Consider the following 16,142-nt stretch of genomic DNA (forward strand, 5'->3'; position numbering starts at 1 on the left):
GGGAGTATGGAAATTCGAATTTAAAGGATTGAGTTGGCTATTTAATTTGGTATTGTTGATTGTCTGATCTGCTGAGTTAATCCTCGCTCCCCGATTTCCATGGCTGCTGAACTCGCTAAAAACCGTCCTGCTCGTGCCCGTGTGCAGGAGAAAGAGAGCCCTTGGAACGATGCAGTCGGCATTGCGATGCTGGTGCTGGCCGCGATGTATCTGCTGGCGCTCGTTTCCTATGACCCGCGCGATCTTCCCGCCTGGAGTCACCTGAGCCCGACCGACCAGCCAAGTGTGGTGACGCATAATTTTATCGGGCGCATGGGGGCCTTGCTGGCGGGCTATTCCCTTTTCCTGGCGGGTATGGCGACGTATCTGGTGCCTTTTAGCGTGACCTGGTTTGGCGTATGCAAACTGGCTTCCAATGTGAAAGTGACGGGTCGTTCATGGTTAGGCGTGGCCTTGATGGTCATCACCACAGCGGCCATTTTTGAGGTGCAGGATGTCCTGAACCAGCGTGACGATATCACTCCTCTCGGTGGTGGGGGCGGGCTGGGGTATGTGATCGGCGGCAGCATCCTGGCGAATCTTTTGGGCAAAGTGGGGTCCACTGTTTTTCTGGCAGGTATTTATGCGGTGGGCTTTTTCCTGGCCAGCGGCATCCATCCCTTGCAGGCCTTGCAGGCCATTCGGCAGGAGATCACTCAAGCCTGGGAGACCTATCAGATCCGCCGTGAAATCGCTGCTCGCGAGACCGAATTCGACGGAAATCCGACGGCTGTTTCGGCACCGACACGTCGGCGTAAAACGAGCTCTTCGGAGATCAAGGCGGAGACAACTCCTCCAGGTCCGCTGGTCACCCCAGAGCTGGGCCTCACCTTTGAACCTGCGAAGCCGAAGATCATTGATTCCTCGGCTTCGCGCAGTCATTCCGATACTCCAGACAAGCCGCGGCTTTCTGAGGTGTGGGAGAAAAAGCGCGCTCAGAAGCTGGAGCAGGCACCTCACGGTACGCTGGGCAATCTGGCAGTGCGTTTTAAAGATTATAAACTCCCGGAATTGGACCTGCTCTCCTGGCCCGATGAGTCATTGCATAAGCCAACGGATACGCGCGAGCTCCTGGCCGTGCAGGACACAATCATCAAGGCGCTAGCCAGCTTCAATGTGAAGGTGGAGGCTGGTGACATCACACGCGGGCCAGCCATCACGCGGTATGAGGTGCGGCCTGTGGACGGGTTGCGGGTGGCCCGTATCGCGGCCCTGGATGATGACATCGCCCGCGCCACGTGTGCGGAGCGCATCAACATTCTCGCACCCATCCCAGGTAAAGACACGGTGGGGATCGAGCTGGCGAACCGGGACAAGGTGATCGTGCCGATCCGTGAGCTGCTGGAAGATGAAGTTTTCTCCAATGGCAAGGCCAAGCTGCCCATCGCACTGGGCAAGGATGTGTATGGCAAGACGATCATCGGCGATCTGGCCGCGATGCCTCACCTGCTCGTGGCTGGTGCGACGGGTTCAGGGAAATCTGTTTGCATCAATGGCATCATTACCAGCCTCCTGTGCCGATTCGCCCCTGATGAACTGCGTTTCATCATGATCGACCCAAAGGTGGTGGAAATGCAGAACTATGCGGAACTGCCGCATCTGGCCGTGCCAGTGGTGACGGATCCAAAAAAAGCGCTGCTGGCTCTGCGCTGGGTGGTCCGGGAAATGGAAAGCCGCTACCAGATGTTCGCCCAGGAAGCCTGCCGTAACTTCGAAACCTTCAACAACCGCAACCGCAAGCGCGCGGCCGCTAATGAAGCCAAAAAGGCTGCCGCCGCTGCTGAGGCCGCCGCCAATCCCGTGCCTGAAGCATCCGCGAAACCAGCCCGTGCTGCCGTCACCTCGGCTGGCAAGGATGATGTACGCGTCTCCAGCGCCTTTGCCCGGGCGGCTGCTGCGGCTGACCATTTAGTGGACGGTACAACGGCACCCTGGGATGATCCGGAAGTGGCGAAGGAACTGGAGTCTGAAACGCTGCCAGTTGAGCTGCCAGTGGATCACAATGGAGATTGGGTGGGCGATTCCCAGCCGCCCCGTCCCAAAGCCCGCAGCCAGGAGTTCATCATCCCGGATACACTGCCTTACATTGTCGTCATCATTGATGAGCTGGCGGACCTGATGCAGACCGCCCCTGCGGATATCGAGGTGGCCATTGCCCGCATCACCCAGATGGCCCGCGCAGCCGGCATCCACCTCATTGTCGCCACGCAGACGCCCCGTGCGGATGTCATCACCGGGGTGATCAAGGCCAACATCCCGACCCGCATTGCCTTCCAGGTCTCCAGTGCTCTGGATAGCCGCGTGATCTTGGACCGTAAAGGGGCGGAAAATCTGGTGGGCAAAGGGGACATGCTTTATGTGCCGCCAGGTGGTGCACAGCCCATCCGCAGCCAGGGCGCCCTGGTCACGGATGATGAAATCCATGCTGTGGTGGAACGCTGCGTCGCACAGGGAAAACCCATCTTTGATGTGAAGGTGGATGATGAAACCGGAGAGATGGGTGATGACGAGGATGAGGATGGAAGCGGCGTCAGCAGTGAGGAGGAAGATACCCTGGAGAAGTGCCTGGAAGTCATCCGCCAGGAGAAAAAAGCATCCACGAGTTTGTTCCAGCGCCGTTTGAAATTGGGCTATGGCCGCGCTGCCCGCATGATGGATATTTTGGAAGACCGGGGCATCATCGGCCCAGGTGAAGGCGCCAAACCTCGCGAAATCCTGGTGGACATGGACATGATCTGAGGAGCGGTGACGTTCCGATAGAGCAAATTGCCAGACGACGATTCCAGCGTCAGGTTTACGAACAAAGTTGGCGACAATGCAGAAGTTGCGCCATACTGCGCGTCCTGATCACCTGTCATGACTGAACCTGAAGCGACTCCTGAAACATCAACCCCGAAACCCGCTGGGATGGTGGACCTCTCTGACCTACGCATGATGCCCGCCTGGGTCGCTGGCATGAGTGCCCCTGGCAATCTGAGCAAATACGAGGAACGCGAAGACCGCGGACCCCGCCGTGAAGGAGGCCCAGACCGCCGTGGCGGTGGTGGTGGTGGTGAACGCCGTGGGGGACCGCCCCCGCGTCGTGATGGCGGCGGTGGATTTGGCGGCGGCCCTGGAGCCGCTGGTGGTCAGAGCCGTGACCGTGGTGAATTTCGCCCGCGTCGTGACGGCCCTCCAGGCCAGGGCGGTGGCCCTCGCCGCGATGACCGTGGTGGCCCGCGCCGTTTTGGTGACCGTGACCGTGGTCCAGAGCGCCCGCAACGTGAGTGGGTGGAAATCCCCAAGGACATCAAAGTCCTCATTGAGCCGGAAGACAAATCTGCTGAGGCACTGGCCAATCACATCCGCAGCAGCGGTCACGCTTTCAGCATGTTTGATGCCGCACGTCTGGTGCTGGCTGAAGGGGACCGTTTTCATGCACGTTTTAGCTGTGCTCCCGAACGCCCTACAGGTCTGTTCGTAACAGCAGGCGATGGAGGTCTGTTTTTGAACCGTGAAGAGGCCCTTAGCCATGTGCTTCGCAGCGCTGCCATTGAGGCCTATTACAAGGTGGAAGAGATCGAGATGGAAGAGCCGAAGGGTGATTTCAAGACCATCGGCGTCTGCGGCATGACCGGGGAATTGCTGGGGCCACCAAGCCATCACAGCTTCCAGTCATCGCTGCTGCGCATGCATCGCGAGCGCTTTGCCAACATGCCACTGGAAGAATACAAGCGCCGCGTCCGCAACGAGGCGAACCCTGAGCTAGTGGCCCAGTGGAAGGAAAAACAGAAAAAAGGCCAGCGCTGGGTTTATATCAAAGATCAGGCTGAAGGTGCCGAGCCAGTCGTATTCAGCAGCCGTGCTGAAATGGAGGCGCATTTCCGCCGCACTCACAGTGAAGATGCCGTCATCGAAGGTCGTGAAGTCGTGGTCCCTGGCAGCCAGGACAAGGCCAAGATCACCCACATCCTGGGCATCATGCTGCGCAATGCCGCTGAAGGTGCCCGCAAGCATCTTTTCGAAATGTCCCAGAAACTGGGTGGCGGATTTGAGCGCCGTGGTTTGAAGCTTTTCAAGCGCCGCGCTGGCAAGCTCTTCGTCTGCCGCGTCAAGCCGCGTGCCATTGATCCAGGTGTGGTCTTTTCCGAGCGCGTGGCAAAGATTGTCGAAGTCCTTAAAACGGCTCCAGGCATGCCGCTGGCTAAACTGGTGGAGGCCATCGTGCCGAGTGCCGAACCGGTGGCTGAAGGTGAGGCCAAACCGCAGCTCACGGATGATCAGATCTCGGTTCTCAAGGACCTGCGCTGGCTCACGAATGAAGGTTACGTCATTGAATACAGTGACGGCATGGTCTTCCTCGGTGTTCAGGGTGAGCCCCAGGCTGCATCAACGAAAGAAAAAGCAGCACCCAAATCTGCTGAAGGCGAGTCCAAAGAAGACAGTCAGGCAGGCGCGGCGGAGGCTGCAACGGCCACGGATGAAGCTCCTTCTGAAGTAGCCTCAGAAGAAGCACCGGTTTCCGAGGAAGTTTCGCACATCGGTTCACTCGAAGGCGTCAGTCTGGAAGCTCAGGAAGAGCTGAATGAGTCCTCCCCAGGTCCGTCCTCGGATGATTTGGAGGCTGAGTCTGGTGAGCCTGAACTGAATGTCATCGAAGGCGAAGAAGGCCCGGAAGCGGTTGAAGCTGACGCTGAACTGAACAAGACGGCTGCTCCAGTGATTGAGCCTGAAGAAGAGACTCTTGAAGAAGAGCCGATGGCTCCTGAAATGCCCACAACGATCATTGATCCAGAGGCTGAGAAGAAAGCGGAATAACCATTGATCACATCTTGGGCCGGAGTGCGGGCAATGCCTGTGCTCCGGCCTTTTTGTTTTGATGGACGTTGGTTATCGCGATCGCGAAGTGAGGCATGAACCTCAGGCTGAAATGCGCCCATCCCGCAGGCCAGCATTTTGGCTTCGCCCTCTTTCTGGAAATGCTTTTTGGATTTGCTAGAGCAAGGGAAGCCAGCTTCCAATGGTGGGTTTCTCTTTTGGAATTGGATAAAAAAAAGAGCCTGTCCTTGCGGACAGGCTCTTGTAAGAGGAGGGCTAAAACGAGGTTAAACTCGTGTTACAGTTTTGGTTAGTCTTCCCAGCGACGGCCTTTGAAACCGCTGCCTGGGCCGCCGTTAGGCTTGCCGCCGAATGATTTGCCGCCACCGCCGCCGTAAGGCTTGCGGAAACCGCCTGGCTTTGCACCACCACCGCCGAAGCCGCCTGGCTTGCTACCAAAACCGCGAGGACCAAAGGTGCTGCGTTGCCCCTGGCCACCATCCTGGCGGTCAGCCAGATTGATGCGGATGTCACGGCCACGATAGTTGGTGCCGGTGACGGTGGTCATGACGGTTTCCACGTGGTCTTCCGGGACTTCCACATAGGCACATTTTTCGAAGATCTCGATCGTGCCGAGGGTGCCGCTGGGGATTTTGGCGGTGTTGTAAATCATGCCGGCGATATCGCCTGGGCGGGCATTGTCCATACCGCCGATGTTGACGAAAAGACGGACCATGCCGGAGCGCGGGCCTTTTTGCACAAAGGAGCGGGAGCGCATCGGTGCAGGGCCGAAGTCATCACGGGCTTCCGGCTGCTGAGGAGCGGCATCCGGGCGGCGTGGGCCTTCGTCGCGTGGTTCTTCATAAGCACGGGGAGCAGGGGCTGCGGCCTGTGGCTGTGAAGGGGCGTTGTCAGCCGGACGGGGGACCGGGGCGAAATCGCCTGCGGCAGCAGTGCGGCCGGAGACGGCAGACTGCGTGCTGGGGACGAATTCACGCTGTGCCTGCTGAGGGCGCTGATTGGCGCGGTCTTCGATGATCTGCTCACCCTCACGGGAGAATTCTTTCATCCAGAGGTCAAGCACGGCGCTGGTGACGTCCGTGGAGTTAAATCCGGCGTCCAACAGGCGCTGCACGGTGTGCTCATGCTTGGCGTAGGTGCCGGCTTCCAGAGTGGCTTTGAGTTTTTCAAAAGTCTGGTCCACGCGAGTGGCTTCCAATTCTTCTTGGGAAGGCACTTTGGCGCGGGTGACCTTGGCATTCGTGAAGCGCTGGATGCGCTGCATGAGGTAGATTTCACGTCCAGCGACGAGGCTGACAGCGGTGCCTTTGCGCCCGGCACGACCTGTGCGGCCGATGCGGTGCACGTAGTCTTCCGTGTCATACGGAAGCTCAAAGTTCACGATGAGGTCAATGTCGTTGACGTCAAGACCACGGGCGGCCACGTCAGTGGCGACGAGGACTTCCACATTGCCACTGCGGAAGTTACGCATGACACGCTCACGCATGACCTGGTTAAGGTCACCATGGAGGCGGTCAGCGGCGTAGCCACGTGCGGTGAGGGCATCCACCGTGTCATCCACCGCTTTCTTCGTGTTGGCGAAGACAATGGTGAGGCGGGGGGCATCCATGTCCAGGACACGGCAAAGGACTTCCGTCTTGCTGCGGCCCTGCACTTCATAGTAGCGCTGCTCGATGGTCGGCACCGTCATCGCTTTTTGTTCGATGGTGATGGTGGCCGGGTTGTTTGTGTACCGGTCGATCAGGCGGCGGATGCGCGGATCAAAGGTGGCGGAGAAGAAAATCGTCTGGCGCTCTTTCGGCACGGCCTGCATGAGGCGCTCGATTTCATCGGCAAAGCCCATGTCCAGCATTTCATCAGCTTCATCGAAGACGAGGGTCTTCAGATTATCGAGGCGGAGAGTGCCACGATCCACGAAATCCAGGATACGGCCGGGGGTGCCCACGACGATCTGGGAGCCCATCTGCAGGGCGCGGATCTGGCGGTCATAGGAAGAGCCGCCGTAGATCGGCGTAGCCCGCACGCCTTCTTTGAAGGAAGCGACTTTGTGAATTTCTGCACAGACCTGCATGGCCAGCTCACGGGTGGGGCACATGATAAGCACCTGCGTATCACGGCTGGTAGCATCGATGCGGTCCACGGCCGGAAGGCCGAAGGCGAGAGTCTTGCCGGAGCCGGTCTGGCTCTGGCCGACCACGTCACGGCCGGTGAGGGCCACGGGGATGGCCTGGGCCTGAATAGGTGACGGTTGTTCGAAGCCCTGGGCCTCGATAGCTTTCATTAACTCGGGCGAAAGGCCGAGATCTGCGAATGTCTTTTCCATGTGTGTTACGTACCGGCAGGTAGGCTTCCGTGAGCGGGCAACCTGTCGCAGTAAGGGCGTCTCGTGAGAGGAGACGGGATCACCACCAGATCTGGCGGGCTACATGTCAAACTTCGGCCCCAAGTGGGGAAGCGGTAAAAAACCGGTGCGAAGGATTCCATAAGCTACAGAAATAGCAAGTGATGTTTGTTAGCGGCGGTGGTCGGCTGTTTTTAGAAGATCGGAGGGATTGATTGGGGGGCTAAGTTGGAGGTCTGAAGGGGGCGCGGTCTTGGGCCGGCATGGAGGAACTCTGTCGTAGCTCGATTTTCCAAAATCGAGGTGCATCGATAGCAAAGGCGGCTTGGAGAGCGGATACGATGTCTTTCGTGGATGCGATCCATTTCGATTTTGGAAAATCGAGGTACGTTCCGGCGGTCTCAATCAAGAAGCCTGGATATCTGCGCCAAAGAGAGGACAGACGTACTTATTCTTAGTGGGGCGCGAATGAAGGGCCGCACTGTCGTAGCTCGATTTTCCAAAATCGAGGTGCATCGATAGCAATGGCGGGTTGGAGAGCGGATACGATGTCTTTCGTGGATGTGACCCATCTCGATTTTGGAAAATCGAGCTACGTTCCGGCGGTCTCCAACTCAAAATACATTGGCAGAGATGACCTTGATATTGTAGTTCCAGAATCCAATTGAATTGGTTATGCCCAAGCAGTCTCTATCACGGCCGGTAGCAATTCCGGCCAGTCCTGTCTTCACAGAATTTGAGGGAGAGGATTTCTGGCAGGTGCCTGGGTATCATCGGAACCTGCCTCATTGGCGGCTGGCAGGAGCCATCTATTTCGTAACCTTCCGTCTGGCGGATTCCATACCGGCTTCCGTGGTCATGCGCTGGCAGCAGGAGGAGGCTGTCTGGCTGCAATCTCAGGGCATCCATCAAGACTGGAGGCATCAGGACAAAGAGCGTTTTGTGATGGCGTTGCGCCAGATTCCGCTGTCAGAACGGCAGGGATTTGAGCGGAAGCAGACCCGCAAGTTCTTTGTTGAGCTGGATCAGTGTCACGGCCTTTGTGTGCTCAAGGAGGCACGGGCTGCGCAATCTGTGGCCGACGCACTTCACTTCTTTCATGGGCAGAGGCTGTGGCTGGGGGATTTTGTCATCATGCCCAACCATGTGCATGTCATGGTGCAGATGTTTGAAGGATGTCCTTTGGAAGAATGGCTGTACTCGGTCAAACGATTCAGCGCCCGGCAATTGCTGAAAGAGCAGTTTTTGAAAACAAGCCCGGTCACGCGCGCGGGCCATCTGTGGCAAACGGAATCTTTTGACCGCATCATCCGGAACCGGGATGAGTTGAACCGGACTCGCGATTACATTCAGAAAAATCCCGCCAAGCTGAAACCGGGGAGCTTTATGCATCACAAGGCGGCTTGGCTGGATGAGGTTCAAGAGCAAGAGTTATGAGGCTTTTCAATTCGACAAGCGTGGTCATTACAGTCTAATCCATGGACCATGACCAACCGCCGTCATTTTCTCCAAACATCCATCACTGCTGTCTTTGCCTCACGCCTTGGCCTGAGTGCGCAGGAGGCAGAAAAGATCAACGTCCGCCAGATCACCCAGGGGCCGAAGTATCATTGGTTCGCCTATTATGATAAGGACCAGTTCAGCCCGGATAACCGTTACGTGCTGGGGAATGAAGTGGATTTTGAGCACCGGTCACCCACAGCGGATGACGTGATCAAAGTCGGCATGGTGGACCTCCAGGATGGCGACAAATGGACGGAGCTTGGCGAATCCCACGCCTGGAACTGGCAGCAGGGTTGCATGCTCCAGTGGGTGCCAGGGACCGAGAGCACGGTGATGTGGAATGACCGCCAGGGTGACAAATTTGTCTGCCATCTCATGGATGTGAAGACCAAGGAGAAGCGCACCCTGCCTAACCCCGTGTATAACCTGAGCCCGGACGGCAAGTGGGGCATCGCCCCGGATTTCCGTCGGCTCAATGACACCCGTCCTGGTTATGGTTATGCCGGGGTTCCTGACCCTAACAAAGAAGTGCTAATCCCTGAGGATGCCGGCATCTGGAAGATCAACATGGAGACCGGTGAGCAGAAGCTGATCATCACCTTTGCCCAGGCTGCGGCCATTCCCTATGAGGGCGGATTCAGCCCGAATGCGAAGCATTGGTTTAACCATCTGTTATTCTCCCCCGATGGCAGCCGCTTCATTTTCCTCCACCGCTGGAAAGGGGATGGGGACAAATCTTTTAATACACGCCTTTTCACTGCCAAGGCTGACGGCACGGACCTGTATGTGCTGGATCCTCTGGGCAGGACCTCCCACTTCGTCTGGCGTGATCCGCAGCATGTTTTCGCCTGGGCCTTTCATCCCAGCCATGGCGACCGCTTCTATCTGTATAAGGATAAGACCAGCGAGGTAGAGGTAGTGGGCAAAGACAAAATGCCCCGCAATGGGCACAACACCTATGTGCCGCATACCAACAATGAGTGGGTGCTGAACGACTGCTATCCCGACAAGGAGCGCATGCAGACGCCCTACCTGTATCACATCCCGACGGACCGCCGGGTGAACCTGGGGCATTTTTATAGCCCTGCCTTTTATACAGGCGAGTGGCGCTGTGATACCCACCCCCGCAGCAGTCGGGATGGGCGGCTGGTCTGCATCGATTCACCCCACAGCAAAGGCCGCCAGATGTACCTGATCGAGATCCACGACATCGTCGGTACCTAAGCCGGGCTTGCCATTTGGGGCGGGACAGTTAGTATCCGCCTTCCCAACTGACTGATTTCCCCCAATCAGGTGGCTCTGCATCTCCCGGCATGCAGTGCCAGTATCCCCCCCCTTTATATACATGATCTTCACGCCTTCCCCCGGGCGCGATGGGCTGAGGCTCGTCGCCATACGTTTTTATTTCATCACGCTGCTGGCTATGCTGGTCCAGGTGCCGGCTGCATTTGGCCAAACTGCGGTTTGGAATGGAGGCGGTAGCACGAATAACTGGTCGGATACTGGTAACTGGGTGAGTAATGCGCCTGCCAGCAGTGGCACGACTGCGCTGCAATTTGGTGGGACCGTTCGTTTGGGGGCGGTGAATGACCTGACTGCTTTTACAGCCCAGGGTATCACTTTTAACAATGGAGCTGGTGCCTTCACGCTTTCCGGGAATGCGATCACCCTGGGAGGAGATATCCTCAACAGCAGTTCCAGCCTGCAAACGATCCAGCTCAATATGAGCTTGAACGCTGCTCGGAATTTGACCGCCGGAACAGGGGGGCTGACCATCAGCGGGGCCATCAGTGGAGCCTTTGGCCTGACTAAAACCGGTGCAGGAACGCTCACCCTCTCCGGCCAGAATTCCTTTACGGGGGCCTTCAATGCAGGAGGTTCAGGGCTGGTCATCGCCAGTCATAACGAGGCCTTTGGCAGCACAGCTGGAGGTGTCGTGGTTTCGTCAGGTGCCGCAGTTCAGTTGAATGGCGTCACCATCACGGGTGAAACGATCACCCTCAACGGCAGCGGGACCAGCGATAATTCGGGCGCACTGCGTGTAGCTGGCTTGGATGGCACATGGGCGGGATCGGTCGTGCTGGGAAGTGGCACAGGTAGCGGCACGACGGGTGGTGCACGGTTGGGCTCCACCGGTGCTGGGGATTTGACCATCTCGGGTAATATTACGGGCAGTGGTTTTGACTTAGTGATCCGCTCCTCCAATTCTGCTACAGGGGAAATCATCTTGTCCGGGGCAAACAGCTACAGAGAAACTTACTTGGTCGTGGGGAACTTAACTCTGGGGGCAGACAATACCCTGCCAACAACCCGGAGCCTGACCATGGGAAACTCAGGCAATCAAGGGGACGTACAGTTAAATTTAAATGGATTTGACCAGGAAATCACCACGCTTTCTACCATTTCCCAGGCCGGTGGCGCTCTGCCGATCATGGATCAGACGATCACCAATCTTGATAATGATAACCAATCCATTCTGACCATCAATAATACTGGGTCATCCAATTTGGGGACGACCACCACGAATGGATCTCTCAATGGCAACGTCGCATTGGTGAAATCAGGTGCCGGGACGCTGACCCTTTCAGGCATCAGCACCAGCAACTACAGAGGCACCACTTCCATCAATGCGGGTGCGATTGTCATCACAAAAAATACAGGCCTCGGAGCGGTGACCGCAGGCACGATTGTGGCCTCGGGCGCAGCGCTCCTTTTGCAAAATGACATCACTGTGGGTGCTGAGGCATTGACCATTTCCGGTACCGGCATTTCCAGCAACGGAGCGCTTCGCAATGAGAGCGGGGCGAATACCTGGGGCGGGACCATCACCCTGGCTGCGAATGCGGAAATACAGGTGGATGCCACTTCCAGCCTAGTTGTGGATGTGGCCAGCGGAAGCGCGATCACGGGTGAGTTTAACCTGAGCATTGATGCACGGGGAAATCTAACCATCGCTGATGCCATTGCTACGGGAACGGGCACGCTCACGAAAAACGGGGCAGGAATCCTGACCTTGAGCGGGGCTGGAGCGAATACTTATACGGGGCTTACGACCGTCAATGTGGGGACTTTGATCTTGAGCAAAACGGAAGGGGTGAATGCCGTCGCGGGGGCTCTGACCCTGACGGGTAATAGCGTGCTCCAACTGGGACAGAGCGATCAAATTGCGAATACTTCCGAGCTGACCATGGCGACCGGTAACGTGTTTCGTCTCAATGGCAGTTCGGAAACGATCGTGGGGCTCAGCGGATCTGGGATCGTTGAAAACGAAGGGGGCGGCACCAGCACCTTGACTGTACAATTTACGGGGACTAGCACTTTGACTTACAGCGGCACCCTTCGGGATGGAGACGGGGCGGGGGATGATGGAGTCCTGGCTTTCACCAAAGCGGGCAGCTCGGTCAATGGTATTCAGATTCTTTCTGGAACAAATACCTATTCAGGACTCACCACGATCAGTGGCGGTGTTTTACGTGTGACGAATGACAGCGCTTTGGGTAGCACCGTCGGCGCGACCCTTGTCACCGCAGGCTCCCTGGATCTCAGTGGAGGCCGTACCATCACAGGTGAAACCATCACCATTAATGGTCCTGGTATATCGAATAATGGTGCGCTGCGCTCCAGCGTCTCGGGTGTCAACACGTGGACGGGCACCGTGAATATAGGCTCAAACTCCACCCGCATTGGAGCTATTAATGGTAGCACGCTCTATATCAGCGGTCTCCTCACTAGCAATGGCAGCGATTTTGACATCGCCATCCGCAACGATAACAACGCCAATAGCAAAGTGGTTCTGGCCAACGCTGGAAATAGCTTCAGAAATACCAACATTATCGTAGGCACACTGGCCATCGCCGAAGGAGACAATCGGTTGCCAACAGGAACTCTCCTGAGTCTGGGCAATACTAGCGGGGCAGAGTATGCCACCTTTGACCTTAACGGCTTTAACCAGCAGGTTGCCGGTATTGAAGAAGTGGACACTAGCACCCAAGCCAACCGGATGGACAAAACCATCACGAACTCCAGTTCGACCCGCGCCACTTTCACTGTCCAAAATGCGACTAACAATTCGTTTGGCCTGCTTGCCGTGAATTCTCCCAAGGTGGGAGCCCTGATCACCGGCAACCTTAATCTGGCAAAGAGCGGCATCGGCACGCTCACCCTGGGGAAAGCCAATACCTATACCGGCACCACCCGCATCACCCAGGGTACTCTGGCGCTGAGCGGGGCAGGGGCCTTTGATAACAGCACCTGGCTGGACATCGCAGGCGGCGCGCTGAGCGTCACTGCACGCACAGGTGGTGCCTACATTTTTGCCCCGGCCAGCGGCAGCGTTCCTGTCAGCGGCAGTGGCAGTGTGATTGGAAACTTCACGCTGGGCGGCAGCGCCGTTTTGCGTCCCGGTACCAGCAGTGATGGTGAGGATGTCCTCACGGCGGGCGATGGTTTCGGAAAGCTCACTTTCCAAAACAACCTGACCCTCCAAGACGGAGCTTCCACCTTAGCCCCCCGCGCTATCTTCACCCTTCACGCTGCTACCGGGCAGACGGATGATTTTTTCAGCCTGCCTGAGGCCTCCTTGCTGGACGGCACCTTCGGAAATCATGATGCTCTGGATGTGACCGGCACCCTCACCCTGGACGCTGGCAGCATCCTGAAAGTCCTGTTGGACGATGATTATGTGCCATCGGGAGGTGATGTCTTTAACCTCCTGGACTGGGGCGTATTGGATGACGATGCCAACAACGACACTACCCGCTTTACCCTGGCGGATCTATACCTCGACGAAGCCATCCTGGGCCCCGGCTTTTCCTGGAATACAGATTATTTCCTGGAGCACGGCATCCTCATTGTGGCTCCTGAGCCCTCCCGCGGAATGCTTCTCCTTCTGGCCGCGATGGCCGTTATGGGCACTCGCCGCCGCAAGCCCCTCGCGTAACTATTGAAGGTACCTGCTTGACTCAAAGGGACATGGACGGCACCTTCCGCGCCCTTTTCCCAAACCCCACTCTATGGCACAAGAAACATCCCTCCTCCTGCTGAAGCCCGACTGCGTCGCCCAAGGTCTCAACGGCGAAGTCCTCAAGCGTCTGGAGGCCGAAGGCTTCCGTGTGCGCGGCATTAAGATGATCCAGCTCACCGATGAGCTGCTCAAAGAGCATTACTCCCACATCGCAGACAAGCCCTTCTTCCCTGAAGTGGCCGGTTTCATGAAGAGCAATCCTGTCATCGCCGTGGCCCTGGGTGGTGAAAACGTCATCTCTCACGTCCGTGACCTCCTCGGCCCCACAGACTCCAAGGCTGCGCCTAAAGGCACCATCCGTGGCGATTTCGGCAGCGACAAGATGACCAACGTTGTTCACGCCTCCGATTCCCCGGAAGCAGCCGCCATCGAACTGAAGCGTTTCTTCAAGGACGGCGAAATTTTCAGCTACTAAACCCCCAATCGGTGCAAAAAGTTGTTTCCGAGGTTGACGTGCGAGCGTCCTCGGCTAGTTTCGCACCCCAAATTTTTTCCCAGGAGTACTCACATGGCTAAAGTCTGTCAAATCACCGGCGTCGGCGTCACACGCGGCCACCACATCCATCGCAGCGGTAAAGCCAAGAAAGAAGGCGGTATCGGTAAGCACATCACCAAGCGCGTGAAGCGCGTGATCTATCCGAACCTTCGCCACAAGCGCATTTTCGTTCCTGAGCTCAATACCTGGGTCAATGTCAAGCTGACCGCACGTGCCCTCAAGACGATGGACAAAAACGGTGCCTTCAAGGTCTTGAAGGAAGCTGGTCTGATCTAATTCGGTCACCGGTAGATGAAATTTATAAAAAGGGCAGGTCCTCGGGCCTGCCCTTTTTGCGCTCATCGCCCTGGCCGGATATTGTCCAGAAAACGTCTGTTCTTGCTGACTTGCCCAGGCTCTGCAAGATCACCCCTCCCAGCCTGCGATTTTCCTTCCTGACTCGTTAACCTTCGATTTCCAACCCCCTATGAACCTCACACGCACAGCTTACGGCACCTGGAGTGGCGGCAAATTCATGCACTTCGGTGAAATGCTCGATGACGAGCGCTACATCCAGATGATCCGCGATTCCTTTGAAAAAGGCGTTCGTACCTTCGTCACCGCCGATGTTTATGGCGTAGGCCGTGCGGATACCATGCTGGGCGAGGCGCTCAAGGACCTGCCACGGGATGAATACTGCCTTGTTGGTATCGTCGGGCATGATTTTTACAGCGGTCAGCGTGCCGGTTCCAAGGGGTATCCTCGCTTCACCGAGGCCAGCCTGCACCAGCCAGAGCAGTATGGCAGCTACCTGACCATGGCCACAGAGGAATCCCTAAAGCGCTGCCAGGCCAGCAAGTTTGACTGCCTGCTTCTGCACAATCCCGATACCGTCGGCTACACCAGCGATGCCGTTTGGGATGGCCTGTCTGCTTTAAAAGACAAAGGCCTGACCGACCGCCTCGGCATCGCCCCAGGGCCAGCCAACGGCTTCACCCTGGATATGATCGAATGCTTCGAGCGTTTTGGCGACCGCATGGATTGGGCCATGATCATTCTCAATCCCCTTGAGCCCTGGCCCGGTCAGCACGTCCTGCCAGCCGCCAAAAAGCACGGTGTGGATATCCTCACCCGCGTGGTGGATTACGGCGGCATTTTCCATGACGATGTGAAGCCTGGCCATAAATTCCGCGATGGCGACCACCGCAGCTATCGTCCCGCAGGCTGGGTGGACCACGCCAGCGAGAAGCTGGAAAAAATCCGCTACATCGCCGAAAAGCATGGCCTGACCATGCTCCAACTCGCTTGCCTTTGGGATCTCGCCCAGGAGCCAGTGAAGAGTGTGGTGCCTACGCTCATTCAGGAAGCAGGATCTGAAGCCCGCAGCATCGAGAGCAAGCTTGAAGAGCTCGCCGCCCTGCCTTCGGAAAACATCCTCAGTGCTGAGGAGGTGGAAATCATCCGCGAAATCGGTGACAACACCGGCTGCATGATGCTCAAAGGGGCCAGCCAGCGCCACGAAGGCCAGGAAGCCCGTCCCGATGAATGGCCCATGCGCCCCGAGCTCCTCACCCTCGCCGGTCGCTGGAATCTCGGCACCTCCTGGTAACCGTTCCGAAGTAGCCGCCTGCACCAGCAGGTGGAAGAAATGTAGCCGCCTGCGCCAGAGACTGTGTCAAAACCCTTGAAGGGGCATTTTTGATGGGGCAACAGTTGTCATGAGCTACCTTCAAGGAGATGACCGCAGTCAGGCCTGGATGCTGCCGCAAAGCCTTGAGGACTACCTCAGCGAAGACAACCCCGTGCGCTTCATCGACGCCTTCGTTGATGAACTGGACTTCCGGCAGGCGAAGCTTCCTGTGGAGGCGGCGGCCACCGGTCGGCCAGGCTATGCACCGGGAGACCTGCTCAAGCTTTACCTCTACGGCTACCTCAACCGCGTG

10 protein-coding genes are annotated in these 16,142 nt (G+C 57.2%); 9 read left to right on the forward strand and 1 reads right to left on the reverse strand.

What is annotated here, in order from left to right; translation table 11 throughout:
* Positions 1 to 99: 99 nt before the first annotated feature.
* Both EI77_RS12650 and EI77_RS12655 read left to right on the forward strand, forming a co-directional pair.
* Complete coding sequence (locus EI77_RS12650; protein WP_133795618.1) at positions 100 to 2,778, forward strand: DNA translocase FtsK; 2,679 nt, start codon at positions 100 to 102, stop codon at positions 2,776 to 2,778.
* 117 nt (positions 2,779 to 2,895) lie between these two features.
* The gene (locus EI77_RS12655; RefSeq protein WP_133795619.1) at positions 2,896 to 4,836 is read left to right on the forward strand and encodes a hypothetical protein; all 1,941 of its coding nucleotides are present in this window, start codon (positions 2,896 to 2,898) and stop codon (positions 4,834 to 4,836) included.
* Between the two features lie 310 nt (positions 4,837 to 5,146).
* Here EI77_RS12655 and EI77_RS12660 read toward each other — a convergent pair whose 3' ends face one another.
* On the reverse strand, positions 5,147 to 7,180 hold the full coding sequence (locus EI77_RS12660; RefSeq protein WP_133795620.1) for a DEAD/DEAH box helicase: 2,034 nt from the start codon (positions 7,178 to 7,180) through the stop codon (positions 5,147 to 5,149).
* A gap of 693 nt (positions 7,181 to 7,873) precedes the next feature.
* Here EI77_RS12660 and EI77_RS12665 point away from each other — a divergent pair.
* The 7 genes from EI77_RS12665 to EI77_RS12695 all read left to right on the forward strand — a co-directional run.
* Entirely contained in the window at positions 7,874 to 8,635 is a 762-nt protein-coding gene (locus EI77_RS12665) for a transposase (protein WP_133795621.1), read from the forward strand.
* 48 nt (positions 8,636 to 8,683) lie between these two features.
* Positions 8,684 to 9,925, forward strand: coding sequence for a TolB-like translocation protein (locus EI77_RS12670; protein ID WP_133795622.1), 1,242 nt, complete (start codon positions 8,684 to 8,686; stop codon positions 9,923 to 9,925).
* A 121-nt stretch (positions 9,926 to 10,046) separates the two neighbouring features.
* Complete coding sequence (locus EI77_RS12675; protein WP_133795623.1) at positions 10,047 to 13,640, forward strand: beta strand repeat-containing protein; 3,594 nt, start codon at positions 10,047 to 10,049, stop codon at positions 13,638 to 13,640.
* Between the two features lie 73 nt (positions 13,641 to 13,713).
* A complete protein-coding gene (ndk, locus tag EI77_RS12680) occupies positions 13,714 to 14,139 on the forward strand; it encodes a nucleoside-diphosphate kinase (protein WP_133795624.1) in 426 nt (141 codons plus the stop codon).
* 93 nt (positions 14,140 to 14,232) lie between these two features.
* A complete protein-coding gene (rpmB, locus tag EI77_RS12685; protein WP_133795625.1) occupies positions 14,233 to 14,496 on the forward strand; it encodes a 50S ribosomal protein L28 in 264 nt (87 codons plus the stop codon).
* Positions 14,497 to 14,686: 190 nt separating this feature from the next.
* The gene (locus EI77_RS12690) at positions 14,687 to 15,808 is read left to right on the forward strand and encodes an aldo/keto reductase (RefSeq protein WP_133795626.1); all 1,122 of its coding nucleotides are present in this window, start codon (positions 14,687 to 14,689) and stop codon (positions 15,806 to 15,808) included.
* Positions 15,809 to 15,917: 109 nt separating this feature from the next.
* On the forward strand, positions 15,918 to 16,142 hold a 225-nt coding region (locus EI77_RS12695), incomplete at its 3' end, for a transposase (protein WP_486660000.1).

Source organism: Prosthecobacter fusiformis, assembly GCF_004364345.1.
In the GTDB taxonomy this organism is placed as follows: Bacteria; Verrucomicrobiota; Verrucomicrobiia; order Verrucomicrobiales; family Verrucomicrobiaceae; genus Prosthecobacter; species Prosthecobacter fusiformis.

What these genes read in the sequence shown, in the direction of transcription:
- EI77_RS12655 (WP_133795619.1), top strand. Translation starts at nt 2,896, where the DNA reads ATGACTGAACCTGAAGCGACTCCTGAAACATCAACCCCGAAACCCGCT.
- EI77_RS12675 (WP_133795623.1), top strand. Translation starts at nt 10,047, where the DNA reads ATGATCTTCACGCCTTCCCCCGGGCGCGATGGGCTGAGGCTCGTCGCC.
- EI77_RS12665 (WP_133795621.1), top strand. Translation starts at nt 7,874, where the DNA reads ATGCCCAAGCAGTCTCTATCACGGCCGGTAGCAATTCCGGCCAGTCCT.
- EI77_RS12690 (WP_133795626.1), top strand. Translation starts at nt 14,687, where the DNA reads ATGAACCTCACACGCACAGCTTACGGCACCTGGAGTGGCGGCAAATTC.
- ndk (WP_133795624.1), top strand. Translation starts at nt 13,714, where the DNA reads ATGGCACAAGAAACATCCCTCCTCCTGCTGAAGCCCGACTGCGTCGCC.
- EI77_RS12660 (WP_133795620.1), bottom strand. Translation starts at nt 7,180, where the DNA reads ATGGAAAAGACATTCGCAGATCTCGGCCTTTCGCCCGAGTTAATGAAA.
- EI77_RS12650 (WP_133795618.1), top strand. Translation starts at nt 100, where the DNA reads ATGGCTGCTGAACTCGCTAAAAACCGTCCTGCTCGTGCCCGTGTGCAG.
- rpmB (WP_133795625.1), top strand. Translation starts at nt 14,233, where the DNA reads ATGGCTAAAGTCTGTCAAATCACCGGCGTCGGCGTCACACGCGGCCAC.
- EI77_RS12670 (WP_133795622.1), top strand. Translation starts at nt 8,684, where the DNA reads ATGACCAACCGCCGTCATTTTCTCCAAACATCCATCACTGCTGTCTTT.